Origin of the sequence: Aureimonas pseudogalii (assembly GCF_014196835.1) — a bacterium.
Taxonomy (GTDB): Bacteria; Pseudomonadota; Alphaproteobacteria; order Rhizobiales; family Rhizobiaceae; genus Aureimonas; species Aureimonas pseudogalii.
Window position 1 is genome coordinate 1 of the sequence record NZ_JACIEK010000001.1, and the last position, 17,588, is coordinate 17,588.

Consider the following 17,588-nt stretch of genomic DNA (forward strand, 5'->3'; position numbering starts at 1 on the left):
GGCCATCAGGAGCTTTCGACATAGTCGTACTCATAGGCGGATGCCTATGCCTTATCGGCTATGCCACCTGTCCGGTCAAAACGGGGTGCGCTCCACAGACCTGATCGACCGGGACGACGAGATCCTCGCACGCTTGAACCAGCGATTCAGCGAACGGATCGGGCGGACGCTATCGCTGCCGGATGAGCGCTCGTCAAACTTGGCATGTCCTGACGCTGGACGCCGACGGGTTGAAAGCCTCGACACTCGATCGCAGGGCCTGCCCTACATCCGACGAATCGAATTTCCACGTCGCATCCAGACCGAAGCCGAGATCGTGGAAGCCCTCGACCATCTGACGAGCCGTGCCGGTGAGGTGCAAAGCCCTGCCTCAACTCAAGGCTTGTAGCCTGACGGGCAGTCGGCCCGGAAACGTCGTCCGACCCCATTCTCGTAGATGCAACGGCCAGTTTCCGTGCCGGACTGGCCGAGCAACCTGTCGCCGTCATGTGCCATGACCACTGGGAGCTTGCCGGGAGCGTAGGCCGATATGCCGCCGGAGCCCAACCCAAACACCGCCGGCAGAACGTCGGCGCGGCAGCCGGTCAGCAGGACGAGCGCCGAAACGCCGATCACCGCAGCGGCAACAGGCTGTCCGACACGACGAGCGAAGCGAACGGACGCCGATCGAAGGTGACGATTCACGGGTAGGGATCCATCAGGAGACGAAGGCGGCGCCATCCCAGAGAGATGGCGCCGTGGATGATCAGTAACCCGCCGGGCACTCGGCCGTGTAGCGCTGACCGCGGCCATCGCGGTAGACGCACTGGCCGGGACGGTTCGTCGCCGCGCCCAGCAAGGCGCCGCCAGCGCCGCCGACGGCCGCACCGATCAGAGCGCCGCGTGCATTGCCGCTGATGCCCGCACCGATCGCAGCGCCGCCCAATGCACCGATACCGGCGGGAATCGCCACGTTTCGGTCCACCGACTGGCAACCGGTCAACGCCATCGTTCCGGCTGCCACCGCCGCCATGATCATCGTTCTCATCACAAAACTCCAGCAAACTGTCCCGTCGTCACAAGCTAGCGTCGTTCCCGTCCTCGTCCAGCGACACGAAGGCGATCTCGAAAAAACAGGCGGGCGGACGACGATGGCTTGCCGACGTCGTCCTGCGTGGCGACGAACGACGTGACGGATCGAACGCGATACGGAGCGGCGGGGTTGACGGGACGGTCGCCCGAAAGGGTCAGAACCCGGTCGCCCTCGCCGGCACCTCCACATGAGACTGGACGCGCACGCATCGATCCACCCAGGTTGGGAGGACAAGTCAGCGGTCGTCCGGCAACGTCGCCATGTGTCGATCGCCAGCCATGATCCCTCTCGCGGGGAATTCACATGGACGATCACTGGGATAGCGTCGATCCGGTACAGGCGACCGCATCGCGTCGCCAAGAATTTTGCGAATATCGAAGCCGTGGCTTATGCGTCGATGAGTTCGAACTGGTTGCGGGGAACGCGCAGCCGATACTGAAGCCCCTCCGGTCGGTAGTCGAGCTCAGCCTCGCCTCCCACCGAGTTGGGAACGATCCTCTCCAGCGTCGACGTCCCAAAGCGCGGATCATGGTCGAGCCGCACGCGTGGACCGCGGGTTTCCAACCATTGCAGTAGCAGAAGCGTCTGCCCTTCCTTTTCCTCGAGAGAGGAGCGGATCGCGACGCGGCCCCCGGGAACCGAGAGCGAGCCGTAGGAGGCGGCGTTGACGGCAAGCTCGTGCAGAGCGAGCCCGACATGCAGGGCTGCGGTCGGCGACAGGTAAACGTCGAGACCCTCGAACTGCACCTGCGCCATGCCATCGGGGGCATAGCGTTCCACCTGCATCGTGACGAGGCTGAAGAGGTCGGCACCCCGCCAGTCGGTTTCGGTCACGATATCCTGCGAGGACGCCAAGGATTGAATACGTCCACGAAACCGAACGAGAAATTCCGGAACGGTGAGGGAATGCCGGGCGGTTTGGCTGGCCAGGCTCTGGATGATGGCAAGCAGGTTCTTGCTTCGATGCGAAACCTCTCGAAGCAACGTCTTCAACGTCTCTTCGCGACGCTTCTGCTCGGTGATTTCCAGTGACGTTCCAATAATTCCGATCACCGCGCCCGCTTCGTCGCGATCGACGTCGATCCGAATATCGAACCACCGCATCGATCCGGCAAAGGGTACCGGCAGCTCGAAACGCGCAGACTGTTCCGTCTTCAGGATATCGGACTTGATCGCATGTGATCGGTCGGCTGCGGCACCGACCAGGACGTCATGGTCCGAATTGCCGTTTCGCGCCGTTGCGAGCCACGAGTTCTGCGCGTTGAAAAGCCAGAGGTAGCGAAGCTCGAGATCCTGTGCGAACAGCGTCATCTCCGTGTTCGCGAGAGCCTTCAAAGCCTTGTAGGCTACCATGTTACGCTGTTCTTTCGAGCGACGGGACCATCCGGCCGAGCGGTCCACCCCAGATCGAGCGTTGCTTGTGCAAGACCTCCATCGCACAAAGCCTCCCGTCGCCCCACCTGCCGACGATTCATAGATCAAACACCTTAACCCCGAATGGATGTTCGCCTGTCGCGCTGCCGTTCTGCTCGGACAAACGAAGCGAACTGGACGCGGTTCCATCAACGGTGCCGAACATTCTTGACGTGCCATACGACAAGGGACGACACGTCGTATGGAAGCAGGGGAACCCAAGGCTCGGAGGTCGGGTTTCGCAAGCGCGATAGAAGCGGCCGAGGCGCTACGCCGCCTCGCGCTCTGTTTCGAAGAACAAGGCTTGGCTGATCAGCGCCTTCACCATGTCGGGGTTGAACGGCTTCGTCACCAGGAAGGTCGGCTCCGGACGCTCGCCCGTCAGCAGGCGCTCCGGGAAAGCCGTTATGAAGATCACGGGAACCGAGACCTTCGACAGGATGTCGTTCACCGCATCGATGCCCGACGATCCGTCTGCGAGCTGAATGTCGGCCAGCACCATGCCCGGCTTCTGCTGCTCGAACAGTTCGATGGCTTCCTTATGGGTGCGCGCGATGCCGGTGACGCCATGACCGAGACTCTCGACCATCTGCTCGATATCCATCGCGATCAGAGGCTCGTCCTCGATGATCATGATGTTGGTCGAGACCTGACGGCCGATATCGGAACTCGCCTGATCGATCAGTTCGGAGAAATCGGCCTCGCCCACGCTGAGGATCACCGCGGCCTCTTCCGTGGTGAAGCCCTCGACGGCGACTAGGAGAAACGCCTGTCGCGGCAGCGGCGAGATGCCCCTGAGATTGCGAGAAGCCTTCTCTTCCCACGCCGACACCGGCGTATCCTCGCGCACATTGACCTCGACGGACTGCCAGAGCGACGAGAACAGCTTGTAGAGCGAGATTCGCGGGCTTTCCTGCTTGTCGAACAGGCTAGGTTCGGCGATCAGCGCCTCCAGCACGGCGGCGACGTACGCATCTCCCGAAGCCTGCGAGCCGCTGAGCGCGCGAGCATAACGCCGGAGATAGGGAATGTGCGGCGCTATGCGCGAGGACATCGACATGAATACTCCCCTCGTACCTTCTGGTTGGCGGGAACGTCCCGTCCGAGCCTGCGTCGTCAGCCGTCGTCGGCTGGCAATTCATCGACCCGCGATCCATATGGAAATCGAGGGCGAAGCACTAAGTAATGCGGGATACGTGAAACGCTAGCCTCCGTCGGCAAGTTTCCGCCGGCGCCTGCAGACGCCTTGCGGAATGTGACGACTCTCACATCTATCGCCTCGCGCGCTGCGAGGGTGAGCCGCTGCGAACGAGACAACGTGCGAGAGGTTGGATGGAAGACCGAAAGAACAAGGATGTGAGTGCATCCGAGGCGTCGCCGGTTCCGTCGACGGATGCGGGAGCGGATCTGGGTCCCTCCTCCGCGATCGGAAAGCGCCTCAAGGCCTATTACGACGACGTCGCGGGAGAGCCCGTGCCCGATCGCTTTCTCTCTCTGCTGGATGCACTGGATACCGCCGAGTCGAATTCTCAGACCTCGAAGCGGAGTTGACGCGAATGGGTCAGGAGCCGGATTTCCGTAAAGAACTGATCTCGATCATCCCAAACCTGCGTGCCTTCGCAGCATCGCTGGCAGGGTCGTTCGATCGTGCCGACGATCTCGTGCAGGAAACTCTCGTCAAGGCGTGGGACAAGCAGCATACGTTTCAGCCTGGGACCAACCTCAAGGCTTGGCTGTTCACGATTCTGCGCAACGAGTTCTACACGCAGATGCGCAAGAAAGGACGCGAGGTCCAGGACGTCGACGGCATTCACGCCATGCAGCTCGCCGGACACCCCGAGCAGCAAGGCCATCTCGATCTGCAGGATTTTCGCAAGGCGCTCGATCAGTTGCCGGACGACCAGCGCGAAGCGCTGATCCTCATCGGCGCCTCCGGTTTTTCCTACGAGGAGGCGGCGGACATCTGCAAATGTGCGGTCGGGACGATCAAGAGTCGCGTGTCGCGCGCGAGAACCCGGATGGCCGACCTACTCGGGATCGAGGGTGACGGCGAGTTCGGGCCCGATTCCATCAATTCGCAGATCATCGGCGTCGCGCCCGCCGCGTGAAGGCGGGACATCGGACGAAAGTTGTGCCGGGAATCGCGTGATGGGCGGAACCTGCATCGCAACGAAGCATTTCAGCACCGCCTCTCGGCGCAGCCAAGCGCAGGGATCCGGTCGCGTTACAGCCCGAAAGGAAGTTTCATGTCGTCTACGAACTCCACCCCGAACGAATTCTCCGCAGCCGCTTCGAGCGCCAAGGCCGACGACGCGCAACAGGATCTCGAGACCCAGGTCGCGAAGCTTCGCGAGGATGTCGCCGGCGTCGTGGAAACGCTGAAGACGATTGCTGGCGGCCGAGCCGACAGCGCGCGTTCGCAGGCCTATGCCCTTCGGGACGACGTGCGCGACCGTGGCGAGCGCTACCTACGTCAGGCACAGGAAACCGCAAGCGATCTCGAGGATCAGGTTAGCGAGCGGGTGCGTTCGGAGCCGATCAAGAGCGTGCTCATCGCCGCCGCCGTCGGTTACGTCTACGCCCGTCTTTTCCGCTAAACGATGATCGGGCAGCTGATCACCAAGCTCTTCACCGGCGAGGCGTCGATCTACATCGCACGCCTTCGTACGGCGGCGGCGATTTACGCCGCTATGGCGTTGCTGGCGCTAGGGATGATCGGGTTTCTTCTCGGTGCGCTCTTCGTCTGGTTGGCGCATCGGTTCGGCACGGTGCAGACTTCGATCGGGTTTGCGATCGTCTGCCTCGTCGGCATTCTCGGTCTCTACGTGTTGTTGACGATCGCGCGCCGCCCGCCCCGCCAACGGGCGGCGGACCGGGTGCAACGTGACGTCGCCTCCATCGCCAGCATCGCGGCGCTGTCGAACATGCCGCTGATCTTTTCGACGCTGCGTCGGCGCAAGTCGCTGGTGCTGCTTCCGGTCGTCGGCGTGGCGGCCTGGGGTCTGATCCGAAGCCTTCGAGGGTTTCGAGACCGTGGCTTGTGAGACTGAGCGGCGTCTCTGCGACTGTGACGACACAAGGCCGCGGCGGATCGTTTTGCCGTCGCGGCCGTTGAAACGACGATATGGTGCACGGTGCGCCATCGACCCTTCGACAGGAGACGAACATGGCAGAACTCAGGACCGACAAGGCAAGACAGGGTCGAACCGGGCGTCCGGTTCTCTTCGTTCTGATCGGAGGTCTCGTGTTGGCCCTCATCGTGTTTGCGGGTCTTGGTGTCTTCAACAGCACGCAGCCCGACCAGAACATCGGTGGGGCGGCAAACTCCGGTGTGAACACCGCGCCCGCGACGGCGACGGGATCGAGTTCGACCACCGTGACGCCGGGTCAGTCCAATGCCGGTGGCGCGGCGAAAGGTACTGCTCCGAACTGAGCGGCCACGAGATGCCAAGCAGATGACGGGCCTTCGGGCCCGTTTTTCGTTTGTTCGGCAACCCATTCCTCGCCCTCGCGTTTTCCCCGAACACGAGGATAATGAACCATGAGTGACCCACGCTCGTTCCGGGATCGCAAGCCCGCCGCGACTGCCCCAGATGCAGGAGGAGACGGTGGCATTCGGGGCATTCCTCAACCCCTCACCCAAGGGGACATCGACGACGTTCTCTCCAATCTCGGCATGACCATCGACGAAAAGCGCGAATGGCTTGCTGCCTATGCCGGACAGATGGCGGATCGGGATCAAACCGATCGCGGCGGCGAGTTCGAGCCGCTGGAGATGCGGATACGGGACGCTCTTTCCATGCTGGCCGAAGGCGGACACACATACGCTTCGGCAGACGCGGCAGATGTCGACCCAGACGACCAAGCTGACACACACCCTCTTCATCAGGATGGGCGCACCGAAGTTTAAAGGCCCGATCGAGAGATCGAGGGCCTCAACTGACACGGAAGGGGCCTACGAGATCAGACGAACGTCACCTCGTCGGGAACGAGGACGTTCAAGCCGCCTTTGTGGATCTTGACCTTGGAGAGCCGGGCGAGATCCTTCAACTCCCCGTCCATCACGGCGCGTCGATGGGTCTTCGAGCCTTTGTATTCGATGGTGATCTCGTCGGCGCCCGAAACGGTGAGATGCTCGTTCGCCTTCCATGCGCCGCGCATCATGTCGGCCGTCAGTTTGAGCACGGCCCCGCGATCGCTCGAGCGCATGAGGTAGATGCCGAGCTTCCCGCCTTGTGGATCGTCGGCGAACGGCACGTGGCCATCGCCGTAGATGTTGTTGCTGATCGCGACGGCGGGCGTCTTGATCGTCTCGCGCTTACCGTCCACGTCGAGTTTCAGTTCCACGGTCGACATGTTCTGGATGGCGGAGCCGATCGCCCGCACGCTCGCCCACATTTTGCCGATACGCGAGGCATAGTCGAGACGCTCGCGCATGCGCACCATCCGGGCATGAAGACCCACGGCGAACTGATGGACGAAGTACTCGCCGTTGACGCTGGCGATATCGACGGCGGCGATGCGGCCCGTTGCGAGCGCCCTGACCGCAACGTCGAGATCGAGCGGGATCTGCAGGCTTCGGGCGAAGAGGTTCATCGTTCCCGCCGGCAGCAGCCCGAGAGCGATGCGTGAACCCGCCACGGCGGCAGCGGCCGACGACACCGTCCCGTCTCCGCCGGCCACCATCAGGACATCCAGATCGGTCCGCCGGGACTGCGTGGCGATGACCTCGCCGATCTCCGAGCTGGAGAGCACATCGACCTCGATCTCGTGCCCGTGAATCCGGAACTCGTCGCGGATCGTCGTGCTCAAAAGATCGAGATCCGTCGTTCGAAGCGTTCCCCCGTCGCGATTGAGGATGGCGTGTACTTTCATCGCGGGGGGTGCCTCTCGCGGGGGAACTGTTCGACCGATATGGCGCAAGATGTGGCTTCTTCGAGGGTGAAGCCCATCGCCGTCGCCAGTGCGGAGCCTATATATTTCGGCAGACCGGATGGGCGTCGATTCGGCCATCTTCCAGACCATATCTGCCGGGAACCCAACCCATGATCGAATGGATCGTCATTCTTCTCGTCGTCGCCGCGATCGCGAGCCTGCTCGGGTTCAGAGGGGTGGCCGGCGCCTCGGCGGGCATCGCCAAGATCCTGATCTTCATCGTCCTCGTCGGCATTCTTCTGCTGCTGTTCTTCGGTATCATCGTCTTCGCCTGACGATCGCTCCGAAGACGGAGAACCGGTGCCGCAGACGGCGCCGGCAACTGCCTGCACGATACGGAACGGGAGCGCTTCGATGATGCGTCGACTTCTTGCAACCACGATGCTGGTGGGATGCCTGGCATCGCCTGCCCTCGCCCAGACGACCCCTGCCCCGGCTACGATCCAGGTTCCCGCGGCAGCACCAGCCGATGCGCCGGCGGGGCCGTCCTATCTTCAGGGGCTCGGGCCGGACCAATATCTGGCGTCGCGGCTCACCGGCGCCGAGCTTTTCGCGTCGGACAAGCCGGATGCGGAGAATGCGGGACGGGTCGACGGATTCGTGGTCGGCGCGGACGGCACGCTGGTGGCGGCGGTGATCGACACGCGCGCGTTCCTCGGCGACCGCTCCAAGATGGTCGCGGTCCCGCCCGAGAAGCTTCGCTGGACACAGGTCGATGGTCAACCGGCGCGGGGCATCCTTCTCGCAACCCGTAACGAACTGAACACCGCGCCGAGCTTCGCGGTCACGCCGACGGCCGCCGTGCAGGATGCCGTTCCCGCGGTGACCGATCCCGACGCGGACGACGCCGCGATGGACGGCGACTCGCCTCCGGCTTCGGGGGTTGCGACGCCGGACATGGCGGCCAGCACGATCGATCCGGCGACCGCATCGGCCGACCTCGCACCCGGCGGCGGCGCCTATATCGCCTCTCCCGGCCCCGAGCAGTATCTCACGCGGACCTTGATCGGCCAGAGCGTGCACGCGGGCGCGACCACCGACTCCGATACGATCGGCAAGATCAGCGACCTCGTCCTTTCGGGAACCTCGACGCTCGACGCCGTGGTGATCGGGGTCGGCGGCTTCCTGGGGCTGGCCACAAAAGACGTGGCCGTCTCGTTCGACGACGTCGCGTTCATTCCTTCCGACGATGCCAGTCCGATCGTCAGCCTCGCCGCGACGAAGGACGAGCTTCGGGCGGCTCCGACCTTCCAACCCGGTCAGGTTCAGCCGGCAGCGGATGCTGTCGCCCTGAGCACCGGAGCGGTGACGACGGATGGAACGGCCTCGGCATCGGCCGCGACGGGCATCGCGGCGGGTGCCGCCGCCGGCTCGCAGCTCGCCACCGACACGACGGAGGGCCCGGCCGTCTCCGCAGCGGACCCCGCCGCCGGATCGGCCTCGCAGCTCGCCCCCATGGCGGCGAGCGAATTGTCGGTGGAAGATTTGCTGGGAACGAAGGTGCTCGGGCCGGACGAGGCCGCCATCGGCTCGGTCGGTGACATCGCGATGAGCGACCAAGGGCAGGTCGATGCGATCATCGTCGATGTCGGCGGCTTCCTCGGTATCGGCGCCAAACCCGTCGCGGTCGCGATGGACAATCTCCAGTTCATGCGCGATGCAGCCGGCCGTCCGACGCTGACGACGCTTTTCACGCGAGAGCAACTTCGCGGTGCCCCCGAGTACAAGAAGGACCAGTACGCGACGGACCGTGATCGCATGCGGCTCGCCAACCCGAATGGCAGTTCGGGCGCGGGTGGCGCGGTGGGTGTGCGGTAACGCGAATGGGATCGGTTTGCGATCCCAGCTGGTGACACCAATAAGTGAGTGAGATCAACAGGTTCGACGCGAGATCGCATCTCGGACGTTCATTTAGAAGCCAACCCTACGAACATTTAAAACCGAATGCGCGATGGCTTCCCGTAGCGTGTAGGCTTCTGCGATCTCCGCATCGTTCGTGCTCGAAGGTGTTCATGGCGTTTCTCCGGCAGATCCTCGTCACCATCGTCGTGCTGGTTCTGGCTGGCGGCGTCTGGCTGCATTTCTCCGCGGTGCCCGGTCGCTACCTTCTCGCCGAGGTCGAAGGTCTGCCCGCTTCTGTGAAGGGCCTGGTTTCCGCGATCTCGCCGGCAGACGATGCCGTCAAGGTCGGCGCCACGCCGAGCGGCGAGGTACGCCGGCAGACCGCCCTCCCCCTCGTCGTCACCGACCCCGTGGTGCCCGCCGTGACGCGCGACCGCCTGCGGGCGATCGGAACCGGCGAGGCGATCCGCTCGGTCGCAGTGCGCCCGGACGCCAACGGCATCATCACCCAGATCGGCTTCCGGTCCGGCGATGCGATCGAGGCGGGGGCGATCCTCGCGGTGCTGCAGAACGATGCGGAGAAGGTGGCGGTCGAGCGGGCGCGGATCGTGCTGTCCGCCGCCGACGACCAGCTCGCACGCTACCGCTCGCTCTCCGCCAACACCTCGATCACCTCCGTCCAGCTCGACGAGGTTCGACGCACCCGTGATTCCGCGGCGCTCGACCTTCAGTCGGCCGAGATCGCGCTGGCCAAGCGCAATATCGTCGCCCCCATCGCGGGCCGCGTCGGCATTCTCGATCTCGATGTCGGCGCGCTCGTCGACGGCACGACGCTCATCGCCACCGTGGACGATCGCTCGCGCATCAAGATCGTGTTCAACACGCCGGAAGGCTTCGCGTCCGAATTGCGCACCGACCAGCCGATCTCGGCGCAGCCGACGACGCGCTCGGGCGAGACCTACCAGGGCCGGATCAGCGCGCTCGACAGTCGCCTCGACGAGGCGAGCCGGACGCTTCGCACGGAGGCGATCATCGAGAATGTCGGCGATCGCCTGCGCCCCGGCATGTCCTTCGCCGTCGATGTCGCCTTCGAGGGCAACAGCTTCCTCTCGGTCGATCCCCTCGCCGTGCAGTGGGAGCGGACCGGCCCCTTCGTCTGGACCGTCGCGGACGAGACCTCGCGCAAGGCGCCGATCCGCATCGTCGAGCGAAACGTCGATCGCGTGCTGGTGGCGTCCGACGTTCTGAAGGAGGCTGACGCGGTCATCGTCGAAGGCATCCAGCAGTTGCGCGACGGCGGCAAGGTCAGGGTGCGGGCACCCGTGACGGCGCCTCCTGCCCCGGTCACGCCCGATGCGCCGGCGCAGCCGGTGACGAGCGAAACCTCGCCGGCGCGCCGCGCCGCTGCGGCGATCGGCTCCACCGGGAGCTCGACGCCATGAGCGCCGAGCACAAGAGCGACGGACTGACCGCCCTCGCCTCGCTCTTCGTACGACGGCCGGTCTTCACGATCGTCGTCAACCTCCTCCTCATCGTCGCCGGCCTCGCAGCCTTCAACTCGGTCGAGATCCGCGAGTTGCCGAATGTCGACCGGCCGGTGATCTCGATTACCACGACCTTCGAGGGCGCCTCGGCCGAAGCGGTCGACCGGCAGCTGACGAGCGAGATCGAAGGGGCCGTGGCGCGCGTCAGCGGCATCGCGTCGATCTCGTCGTCCTCGCGCTTCGGAAACAGCCGCGTCACCGTCGAGTTCACCGACGCCACCGACCTGAACGTGGCGGCCAGCGACGTGCGCGACGCCGTCGCGGGCATCGCCAACCGCCTGCCGGAGGATGCCGACGAGTCGCGCATCGTGAAGGCCGACGCCAACGCCGATTCGATCATGCGGCTGGCGATCCTCTCCGACAGCATGAAGATCGAGGATCTCACCACGCTGGTCGAGGACCGGATCGCCGATCGCGTCGCAGCCGTCGAAGGCGTCGCCGACGTGACGCTTTCGGGCGAGCGCGAGAAGCTGATCTATGTCGACGTGCGACCCGACGAGCTGGCGACGCGCGGTCTGACGCTCGCCGACGTCACCGCCGCGCTCGGCAATGCCGCCTTCGACCAGCCGGCGGGATCGTTGGAGGGGCCGACGCAGAACCTCGTGGTGCGTGCCGACGCCAACCTTTCGACGCCCGACGATTTCGGCGCCGTGCTGCTCAACGCCGACACGCGTCTGCGCGACGTGGCGAGCGTGCGGTTCGGCCCGGACGAGGCGGCGTCGCAGCTGCGCGTCAACGGCGAGACGGGCATCGGGCTCGACATCATCCGGCAGGCGGGCTCCTCCACGATCGCGATCTCGGAAGGCGTGCGGCAGGCCGTGGCCGAATTGAACGCCTCGCTGCCCGCGGGCACGCGCATGGTCATCACCTCCGACGAGGCGACCTTCATCAACGGCTCCATCCACGAGGTCGAGCTCACGCTGGCGCTGGCGATCGTGATCGTCGTCGCCGTGATCTACGCCTTCCTGATGAACTTCCGCGCGACGCTGATCCCCACGGTGACCATCCCGATCGCGCTGATCGGCGTCGTCGCCGGCGTCTACCTCGTCGGCTTCTCGCTCAACATCATCACGCTGCTCGCCCTCGTTCTCGCCACGGGCATGGTGGTGGACGACGCCATCATCGTGCTCGAAAACATCATCCGGCGCCGCGACATGGGCATGTCCGTCAAGGCGGCGGCGGTGCTCGGCACGCGCGAGGTGTTCTTCGCGGTCATCTCGACCACGGCGACGCTGGCGGCGGTGTTCATCCCCATCTCGTTCCTGCCGGGCGTCGCGGGCGGGCTCTTCCGCGAGTTCGGCTTCGTGTTGGCGATCTCGGTCACGCTCTCGGCCTTCATCGCGCTGACGCTCTGCCCGATGCTGGCGGCGCATCTCCTGCCGGAGCGCGACGCGGAGGCCAGGCCGGGCTTCGTGAAGCGCGGCGCGATGCGCCTCGGCGAATGGCTCGCGGGCCTCTACGCCTTCCTGCTGCGCGGGGCACTGAACAACGCGCTTCTGATGGTGGTGGCGTCTCTGATCTTCGCCGGCGCCTCGGTCTTCACCTTTCAAGGCTTGCAGCAGCAGCTGACGCCGACCGAGGACCGCGGCAGCGTGCTGATGAGCATCACCGCGCCGCAGAGCGCTAGCCTACAATACACCGACGACCAGATGCGCCGGATCGAGGAGATCGTGCTGCCCTATGTCGAGAGCGGCGAGGCGACGAGCATCTTCGCGCGCATCGGCACCAACGCGGGCAACTCGGCCTTCATGGTGATGACGCTGACGCCTTGGGGCGAGCGGATGCGCACGCAGCAGGAGATTGCGGCCGAACTGAACGTCGCCTTCCGCGACATTCCCGGCGTGCAGGCGCGCGCCATCCAGCCCAACTCTCTGGGCATTCGGGGCGGCGGGCGCGGCCTGCAGTTCGCCGTTGCGGGGCCGACCTATGGCGGGCTCTCCGACGTCGCGGAAGAGCTGGAAGCGGCGATGAACGCCGACGGGCGCTGGGGCCGAGTGCAGCTCGCCTTCGACACGACGCAGCCGCAGCTTTCGGTGAAGATCGACCGCGCCCGCGCCTCCGATCTCGGCATCGAGATCGACGGGCTGGCCGCGGCGATGCAATCGCTGCTCGACGGGCGCGAGATCGCCACGACCTATGTCGACGACCGCTCGGTGCCGATCCACATCGTCTCGACCTCGGAGCCGATCAACGATCCCGGCGACCTCGCCAACATCTACCTGAAGACCAAGGACGGCCGCTTCGTGCCGATGTCGACCATCGCCGAGATCACGGAAGAGGCGATCGCGCCGACGCTGGCGCGCGAGAACCAGTCGCGTTCGGTCGCCATGTCGGCGGACCTGCACGAGGGCTACTCGATCGGTCAGGGCTGGGCCGACGTGCAGGCCTTCGCCGTCGGCAAGCTGCCGGCCGACATGCGCCTCGTGCCACTGGCCGAGGCCGCGACGCTGGAGGAAACGTCGAACGGGCTCGCGCTCGTCTTCGGCTTCGCCATCGTGATCGTGTTCCTGGTCCTCTCGGCGCAGTTCGAGAGCTTCGTGTCGGCTCTCATCATCATCGCCACCGTGCCCTTCGGCGTCGCCTGCGCGATCTACGCCATGGCCTTCTTCGGCGAGACGCTGAACCTCTATTCGCAGATCGGGCTCGTGCTCCTCGTCGGCATCATGGCCAAGAACGGCATCCTCATCGTCGAGTTCGCCAACCAGCTGCGCGAAGGCGGCGCGGGCGTGCGCGAGGCCATCGAGCAGGCTTCGATCATCCGGCTTCGACCGGTGATGATGACGATGATCGCGACGATCGTCGGCGGTGTGCCGCTGATGTTCTCGGCCGGTGCGGGCGCCGAGGCCCGCGTCAGCCTCGGCTACGTCATCGTCGGCGGGCTCGGCCTCGCGACGGTCGCGACCCTGTTCCTCACGCCCGTGGCCTATCTGGCGCTGGCGCGGTTCTCCAAGCCCAACGTGCACGCCACCAGCCAACTGCAGCGCGACATCTCCGAGGCCGAACGAATGGGGCTCGGAGGCGAAGCGCACGGCTGAGGTCGGCTTCCCGCACGTTCGTCACGTCGGCGATAACAGCCCGACGTGGAACGCGGCAGCGAGCCCGCATCGCGGTTCTGCACGTCAAAGGTCCAGTTGGTCCCGCTCGCAAGGGCGAGGCCGCGAGCGACCATCGAGCAGGCCGACATCGCGAAGGAGATGCTCCGACGTGTCTTCGCCGAGTGTCGGAGGGCGATCTGCGAGACCGAAGGTCTGCGCCATACGTTGCAGGGCAGCCCACCCTCGGCGGGTGAGATGCCGGACGGAGACGGCCGGTCGCAGGGTGCGGAGGTCGTTGGAACGGTTCGGCACGGCAGGGACTCCCGGTCGATTTCGGTCCTGCCATCTGCCGCCCGGACGGCTTGCCGATCCAATCGAACGTCGCGCATGATGCATAAGGAGACCTGATGCATCATGAATCGCGCCCTACCCCCGCTCGCTGCCGTCCGCGTCTTCGAGGCCGCCGCGCGCCTCGGCAGCTTCACGCAGGCCGGCGCAGAACTTGGCATGACGCAGGCCGCGGTCAGCTATCAGATCAAGGTGCTGGAAGAGCGGGTCGGCGCACCGCTTTTCGTTCGCGAGGCGCGCCGCGTCCGGCTGACGCCGATCGGGCAGCGGCTGGCGCTGGACTGCACGAGCGCCCTCGACCTGATCGCGACAGGCTTCGCGTCTGCCCGGGGCACGGCGGCGGACGTGCTGACGCTGACGGTGATCCCGACCTTCGCGACCCGCTGGCTGGCGCGTCATCTCGGCGAGTTCCAAATGGCGCATCCGGATCTCGCGGTGCGCAGCTCGATCTCGCGAGATATGGTCGATCTCGAACGCTCCGAGTTCGACGTCGCCATTCGCGCCGGCACCGGCGACTGGCCTGGCCTGACGAGCCATCCCCTGATCGAAGCCGTCTTCACGCCGATGGTCTCGCCGGATTATCTCGCGAGGTTCGGACCTCTGTCGTCGCCGCGCGACATCGTCTCGCTGCCGCGGATCGACATCGACGATCCCTGGTGGCAGCTCTGGTTCGAGAGGGCGGGGGTCGACTACGCGTTGCCCGAGATCCCGCGCGGCAGCCGGATGGGCGGTCAGGACCTCGAAGCGATCGCCGCGATGGCGGGTCACGGCGCGGCCCTTCTCACGCCCTTCTTCTACCGGGACGAGATGGAGCGCGGGCAATTGATCCAGCCCTTCGACATCCTCTGCCCGGCGGGGCGCGCCTACCGCGTCGTCTACCCGACCGCCCGGCGCAACGTGCCGAAGATCCGTGCCTTCCGCGACTGGATCCTCGGCCATTTCCCGCAGGCGGCATCGCCCCAGCCGCCTTCCCATGGCGGAGCCCGATAGGCTAGAAGCCGAGCATGGCTCCTCCTCCGCTTCTGCGCCTCGATGGCGTCCGCCTCACCTTCGGCGGCACGCCGCTCTTCACCGATGTCGAACTTGGCGTGCTGCCGGGCGATCGCATCGCGCTCGTCGGCCGCAACGGCTCCGGCAAGTCGACCCTCCTCAAGATCGCCGCCGGCCTCGTCGAGGCCGATGGCGGCGAGGTGTTCCGGCAGCCCGGCGCCACCATCCGCTATCTCGCGCAGGAGCCCGACTTCGGTGATGCTTTGAGCGTCGAGAGCTATGTCGCCGCCGGCCTCGGCCCGGCCGACGATCCCTACCGCGTCACGCGCCTGATCGAGGGCCTCGGGCTTCGTGCCGACGCGCGGCCGAACGATCTCTCGGGCGGCGAAGCCCGTCGCGCGGCGCTGGCGCGCGTGCTGGCGCCCGAGCCCGACATCGTGCTGCTCGACGAGCCCACCAACCATCTCGACCTGCCGACGATCGAATGGCTGGAGGAGGAGATCCGCTCCATCCGCTCGGCCGTGGTGACGATCAGCCACGACCGACGCTTCCTCGAAAAGACGACGAGCGCCACCGTCTGGCTGGATCGCGGCACGGTGCGCCGGATCAACGAGGGCTTCGGCGCTTTCGAGGCGTGGCGCGACAAGACGCTGGAGGAGGAGGAGCGCGACCTCCAGAAGCTCGACCGCAAGATCGTGCGCGAGGAGCACTGGCTGCGCTACGGCGTCACCGCGCGGCGCACGCGCAACGAGCGCCGTCTCGCCGCGCTCCACACGATGCGCGCCGACCGTCGCAACACGCGGCGGGCCATGGGCACGGTGGAGATGGCCGCCGGAGAGACGCGCGAGAGCGGCAAACTGGTGATCGAGGCGAAGTCGATCTCGAAGGCCTATGACGAGCGTATTCTCGTCAAGGACTTCTCCACCCGCATCCAGCGCGGCGACCGCGTCGGCTTCGTCGGGCCGAACGGCGCCGGCAAGACGACGCTTCTCAAGATGCTAATCGGCGAGGCGCAGCCCGACAGCGGAAACGTGCGTCTCGGCACCAATCTCGACCTCGCCTTCCTCGACCAGAAGCGCGCTTCGCTCGACGACACGCTGTCGGTGTCAGAGGCGCTGACGGACGGGCGCGGCGATCAGGTGATGGTCAATGGCGAGCCGCGCCACGTCGCGGGCTACCTGAAGGACTTCCTGTTCCAGCCCGAGCAGATCCGCACGCCAGTCGGGAATCTCTCGGGCGGCGAGCGCGCGCGCCTGCTTCTCGCCAAGACGCTGGCGACGCCCGCCAACTTTCTGGTTCTGGACGAGCCGACCAACGATCTCGACATGGAGACGCTGGACCTCCTGCAGGAACTGATCGCCAACTATCCCGGCACGGTGCTGCTCGTCAGCCACGACCGCGACTTTCTCGACCGCACGGTCACCTCGGTGATCTCGCCCGACGTCGGCGGCAAATGGCTGGAATATGCCGGCGGCTATTCGGACATGGCCTCGCAGAAGCGGGGCGCGGAGAAGGAGGCGCGGAAGGCCGAGAAGCCGAAGACCTCCTCCTCCGCGTCCACCTCTTCAGCCAAGCTGGCAGCGGCAAACGGCAGCGCCAAGCTGTCGTTCAAACAGAAATTCGCGCTGGAGAATCTGCCGAAGGAGATCGCCAAGTTCGAGGCGGCGATCGCCAAGGCCGAGGCCGAGATGGCCGACCCCGCGTTGTTCGCCAAGAACCCCGATCGCTTCGCCAAGCTCGCGGCGGAAAGCGAGCGTCATCGTGCGGGGCTGGCGAAGGCCGAAGACGAGTGGCTGGAGCTCGAGATGCTGAAGGCCGAGATGGAGAGCTGACGGCCGGAGCGGTCGCCGGCGCAAGACCGGCGACCGCCCATTCCGTTCAATCGAGCAGGTCCGCGGGAACCTTGCCGCCGTTCTCCGACAGCTTCTTCAGCAGTGCCTTGTGCAGCCAGACGTTCATCGTGGCCGAATCCTCGGTGTCGCCGGTGTAGTGCAGTTCCTTTGCCAGCGCCTTGCGCTCCGTGAGACTGCTGTCGAGATCGAGCGCCTTCATCAGATCGACGATCGACTTGCGCCAGTCGAGCGGCTGCCCCTTGGCCTTCACGGCCTGATCGAGCATCGCGGCGACGTCGACCGGCTCGGCCACGGGGGTCGACGCCGGGGTGACGGTCGGCGTCGGAGCGGCCGGGGCGGTCGGCGAGGGTGAGGGTGCCGCCGGCGTCGCGACGGGGGTGGGCGTCGGCGCCGGGCTCGATGGGGACGGTGCCGTCGCGGTCGGCTGCGGCGCGGCGGGGCTCGGGGCCGGTGCCGCCGATGCGCGCGTTCCGAAGATCGCTCCCTTGATCTTGTCGAAGATGCTCATGGTGCTGTTTCCCGTTGTCGAGCCCGTCGAAAGCGACGGCATGGGACA

18 protein-coding genes are annotated in these 17,588 nt (G+C 65.7%); 13 read left to right on the forward strand and 5 right to left on the reverse strand.

What is annotated here, in order from left to right; all coding sequences use genetic code 11:
* The coding region (locus tag GGR04_RS00005; RefSeq protein ID WP_210291592.1) for a hypothetical protein at positions 1 to 388 on the forward strand (388 nt) is incomplete at its 5' end.
* A gap of 357 nt (positions 389 to 745) precedes the next feature.
* On the opposite strand, the gene GGR04_RS00010 is transcribed toward GGR04_RS00005, so the two are convergent.
* The 3 genes from GGR04_RS00010 to GGR04_RS00020 form a co-directional block, all read right to left on the reverse strand.
* Positions 746 to 1,027: a YMGG-like glycine zipper-containing protein gene (locus GGR04_RS00010; RefSeq protein WP_210291593.1), complete on the reverse strand. Its 282-nt coding sequence runs from the start codon at positions 1,025 to 1,027 to the stop codon at positions 746 to 748.
* Positions 1,028 to 1,459: 432 nt separating this feature from the next.
* Entirely contained in the window at positions 1,460 to 2,425 is a 966-nt protein-coding gene (locus GGR04_RS00015) for a sensor histidine kinase (RefSeq protein ID WP_183196600.1), read from the reverse strand.
* A gap of 328 nt (positions 2,426 to 2,753) precedes the next feature.
* Positions 2,754 to 3,545 carry a response regulator gene (locus GGR04_RS00020; protein ID WP_183196602.1) on the reverse strand — a complete coding sequence of 264 codons (792 nt, stop codon included), beginning with the start codon at positions 3,543 to 3,545 and terminating at the stop codon, positions 2,754 to 2,756.
* A 272-nt stretch (positions 3,546 to 3,817) separates the two neighbouring features.
* Between GGR04_RS00020 and GGR04_RS00025 the strand changes: the two genes are divergently transcribed.
* From GGR04_RS00025 to GGR04_RS00050, 6 genes are all read left to right on the forward strand, one after another.
* Positions 3,818 to 4,036, forward strand: coding sequence for a NepR family anti-sigma factor (locus tag GGR04_RS00025; protein WP_183196604.1), 219 nt, complete (start codon positions 3,818 to 3,820; stop codon positions 4,034 to 4,036).
* Between the two features lie 5 nt (positions 4,037 to 4,041).
* Positions 4,042 to 4,593, forward strand: a complete 552-nt coding sequence (locus GGR04_RS00030; protein ID WP_183196607.1) for a sigma-70 family RNA polymerase sigma factor — start codon at positions 4,042 to 4,044, stop codon at positions 4,591 to 4,593.
* A 138-nt stretch (positions 4,594 to 4,731) separates the two neighbouring features.
* Positions 4,732 to 5,082, forward strand: a complete 351-nt coding sequence (locus GGR04_RS00035; protein ID WP_183196609.1) for an ElaB/YgaM/YqjD family protein — start codon at positions 4,732 to 4,734, stop codon at positions 5,080 to 5,082.
* A gap of 3 nt (positions 5,083 to 5,085) precedes the next feature.
* Positions 5,086 to 5,529, forward strand: coding sequence for a hypothetical protein (locus tag GGR04_RS00040; protein ID WP_183196611.1), 444 nt, complete (start codon positions 5,086 to 5,088; stop codon positions 5,527 to 5,529).
* 122 nt (positions 5,530 to 5,651) lie between these two features.
* Positions 5,652 to 5,918 (forward strand): hypothetical protein, encoded by a 267-nt coding sequence (locus GGR04_RS00045; RefSeq protein ID WP_210291594.1) that lies wholly within the window; start codon positions 5,652 to 5,654, stop codon positions 5,916 to 5,918.
* A gap of 108 nt (positions 5,919 to 6,026) precedes the next feature.
* Positions 6,027 to 6,395: a hypothetical protein gene (locus GGR04_RS00050; RefSeq protein WP_183196614.1), complete on the forward strand. Its 369-nt coding sequence runs from the start codon at positions 6,027 to 6,029 to the stop codon at positions 6,393 to 6,395.
* A 53-nt stretch (positions 6,396 to 6,448) separates the two neighbouring features.
* Here GGR04_RS00050 and GGR04_RS00055 read toward each other — a convergent pair whose 3' ends face one another.
* Complete coding sequence (locus GGR04_RS00055; protein ID WP_183196616.1) at positions 6,449 to 7,360, reverse strand: diacylglycerol/lipid kinase family protein; 912 nt, start codon at positions 7,358 to 7,360, stop codon at positions 6,449 to 6,451.
* Positions 7,361 to 7,530: 170 nt separating this feature from the next.
* Between GGR04_RS00055 and GGR04_RS00060 the strand changes: the two genes are divergently transcribed.
* The 6 genes from GGR04_RS00060 (at position 7,531) to GGR04_RS00085 (ending at position 17,011) form a co-directional block, all read left to right on the forward strand.
* Positions 7,531 to 7,695 carry a DUF1328 domain-containing protein gene (locus GGR04_RS00060; RefSeq protein ID WP_183196618.1) on the forward strand — a complete coding sequence of 55 codons (165 nt, stop codon included), beginning with the start codon at positions 7,531 to 7,533 and terminating at the stop codon, positions 7,693 to 7,695.
* A 79-nt stretch (positions 7,696 to 7,774) separates the two neighbouring features.
* The gene (locus GGR04_RS00065; protein WP_183196620.1) at positions 7,775 to 9,238 is read left to right on the forward strand and encodes a PRC-barrel domain-containing protein; all 1,464 of its coding nucleotides are present in this window, start codon (positions 7,775 to 7,777) and stop codon (positions 9,236 to 9,238) included.
* 194 nt (positions 9,239 to 9,432) lie between these two features.
* Entirely contained in the window at positions 9,433 to 10,704 is a 1,272-nt protein-coding gene (locus GGR04_RS00070; protein WP_183196623.1) for an efflux RND transporter periplasmic adaptor subunit, read from the forward strand.
* Positions 10,701 to 13,841 (forward strand): efflux RND transporter permease subunit, encoded by a 3,141-nt coding sequence (locus GGR04_RS00075; protein WP_183196625.1) that lies wholly within the window; start codon positions 10,701 to 10,703, stop codon positions 13,839 to 13,841. Before GGR04_RS00070 ends, GGR04_RS00075 begins: the two co-directional genes overlap by 4 nt.
* 414 nt (positions 13,842 to 14,255) lie before the next feature.
* Positions 14,256 to 15,179 (forward strand): LysR substrate-binding domain-containing protein, encoded by a 924-nt coding sequence (locus GGR04_RS00080; protein WP_183196627.1) that lies wholly within the window; start codon positions 14,256 to 14,258, stop codon positions 15,177 to 15,179.
* A 14-nt stretch (positions 15,180 to 15,193) separates the two neighbouring features.
* Positions 15,194 to 17,011, forward strand: a complete 1,818-nt coding sequence (locus GGR04_RS00085) for an ABC-F family ATP-binding cassette domain-containing protein (protein ID WP_183196629.1) — start codon at positions 15,194 to 15,196, stop codon at positions 17,009 to 17,011.
* Between the two features lie 46 nt (positions 17,012 to 17,057).
* Here GGR04_RS00085 and GGR04_RS00090 read toward each other — a convergent pair whose 3' ends face one another.
* On the reverse strand, positions 17,058 to 17,540 hold the full coding sequence (locus tag GGR04_RS00090) for a DUF3597 domain-containing protein (RefSeq protein ID WP_183196631.1): 483 nt from the start codon (positions 17,538 to 17,540) through the stop codon (positions 17,058 to 17,060).
* Positions 17,541 to 17,588: the final 48 nt, after the last annotated feature.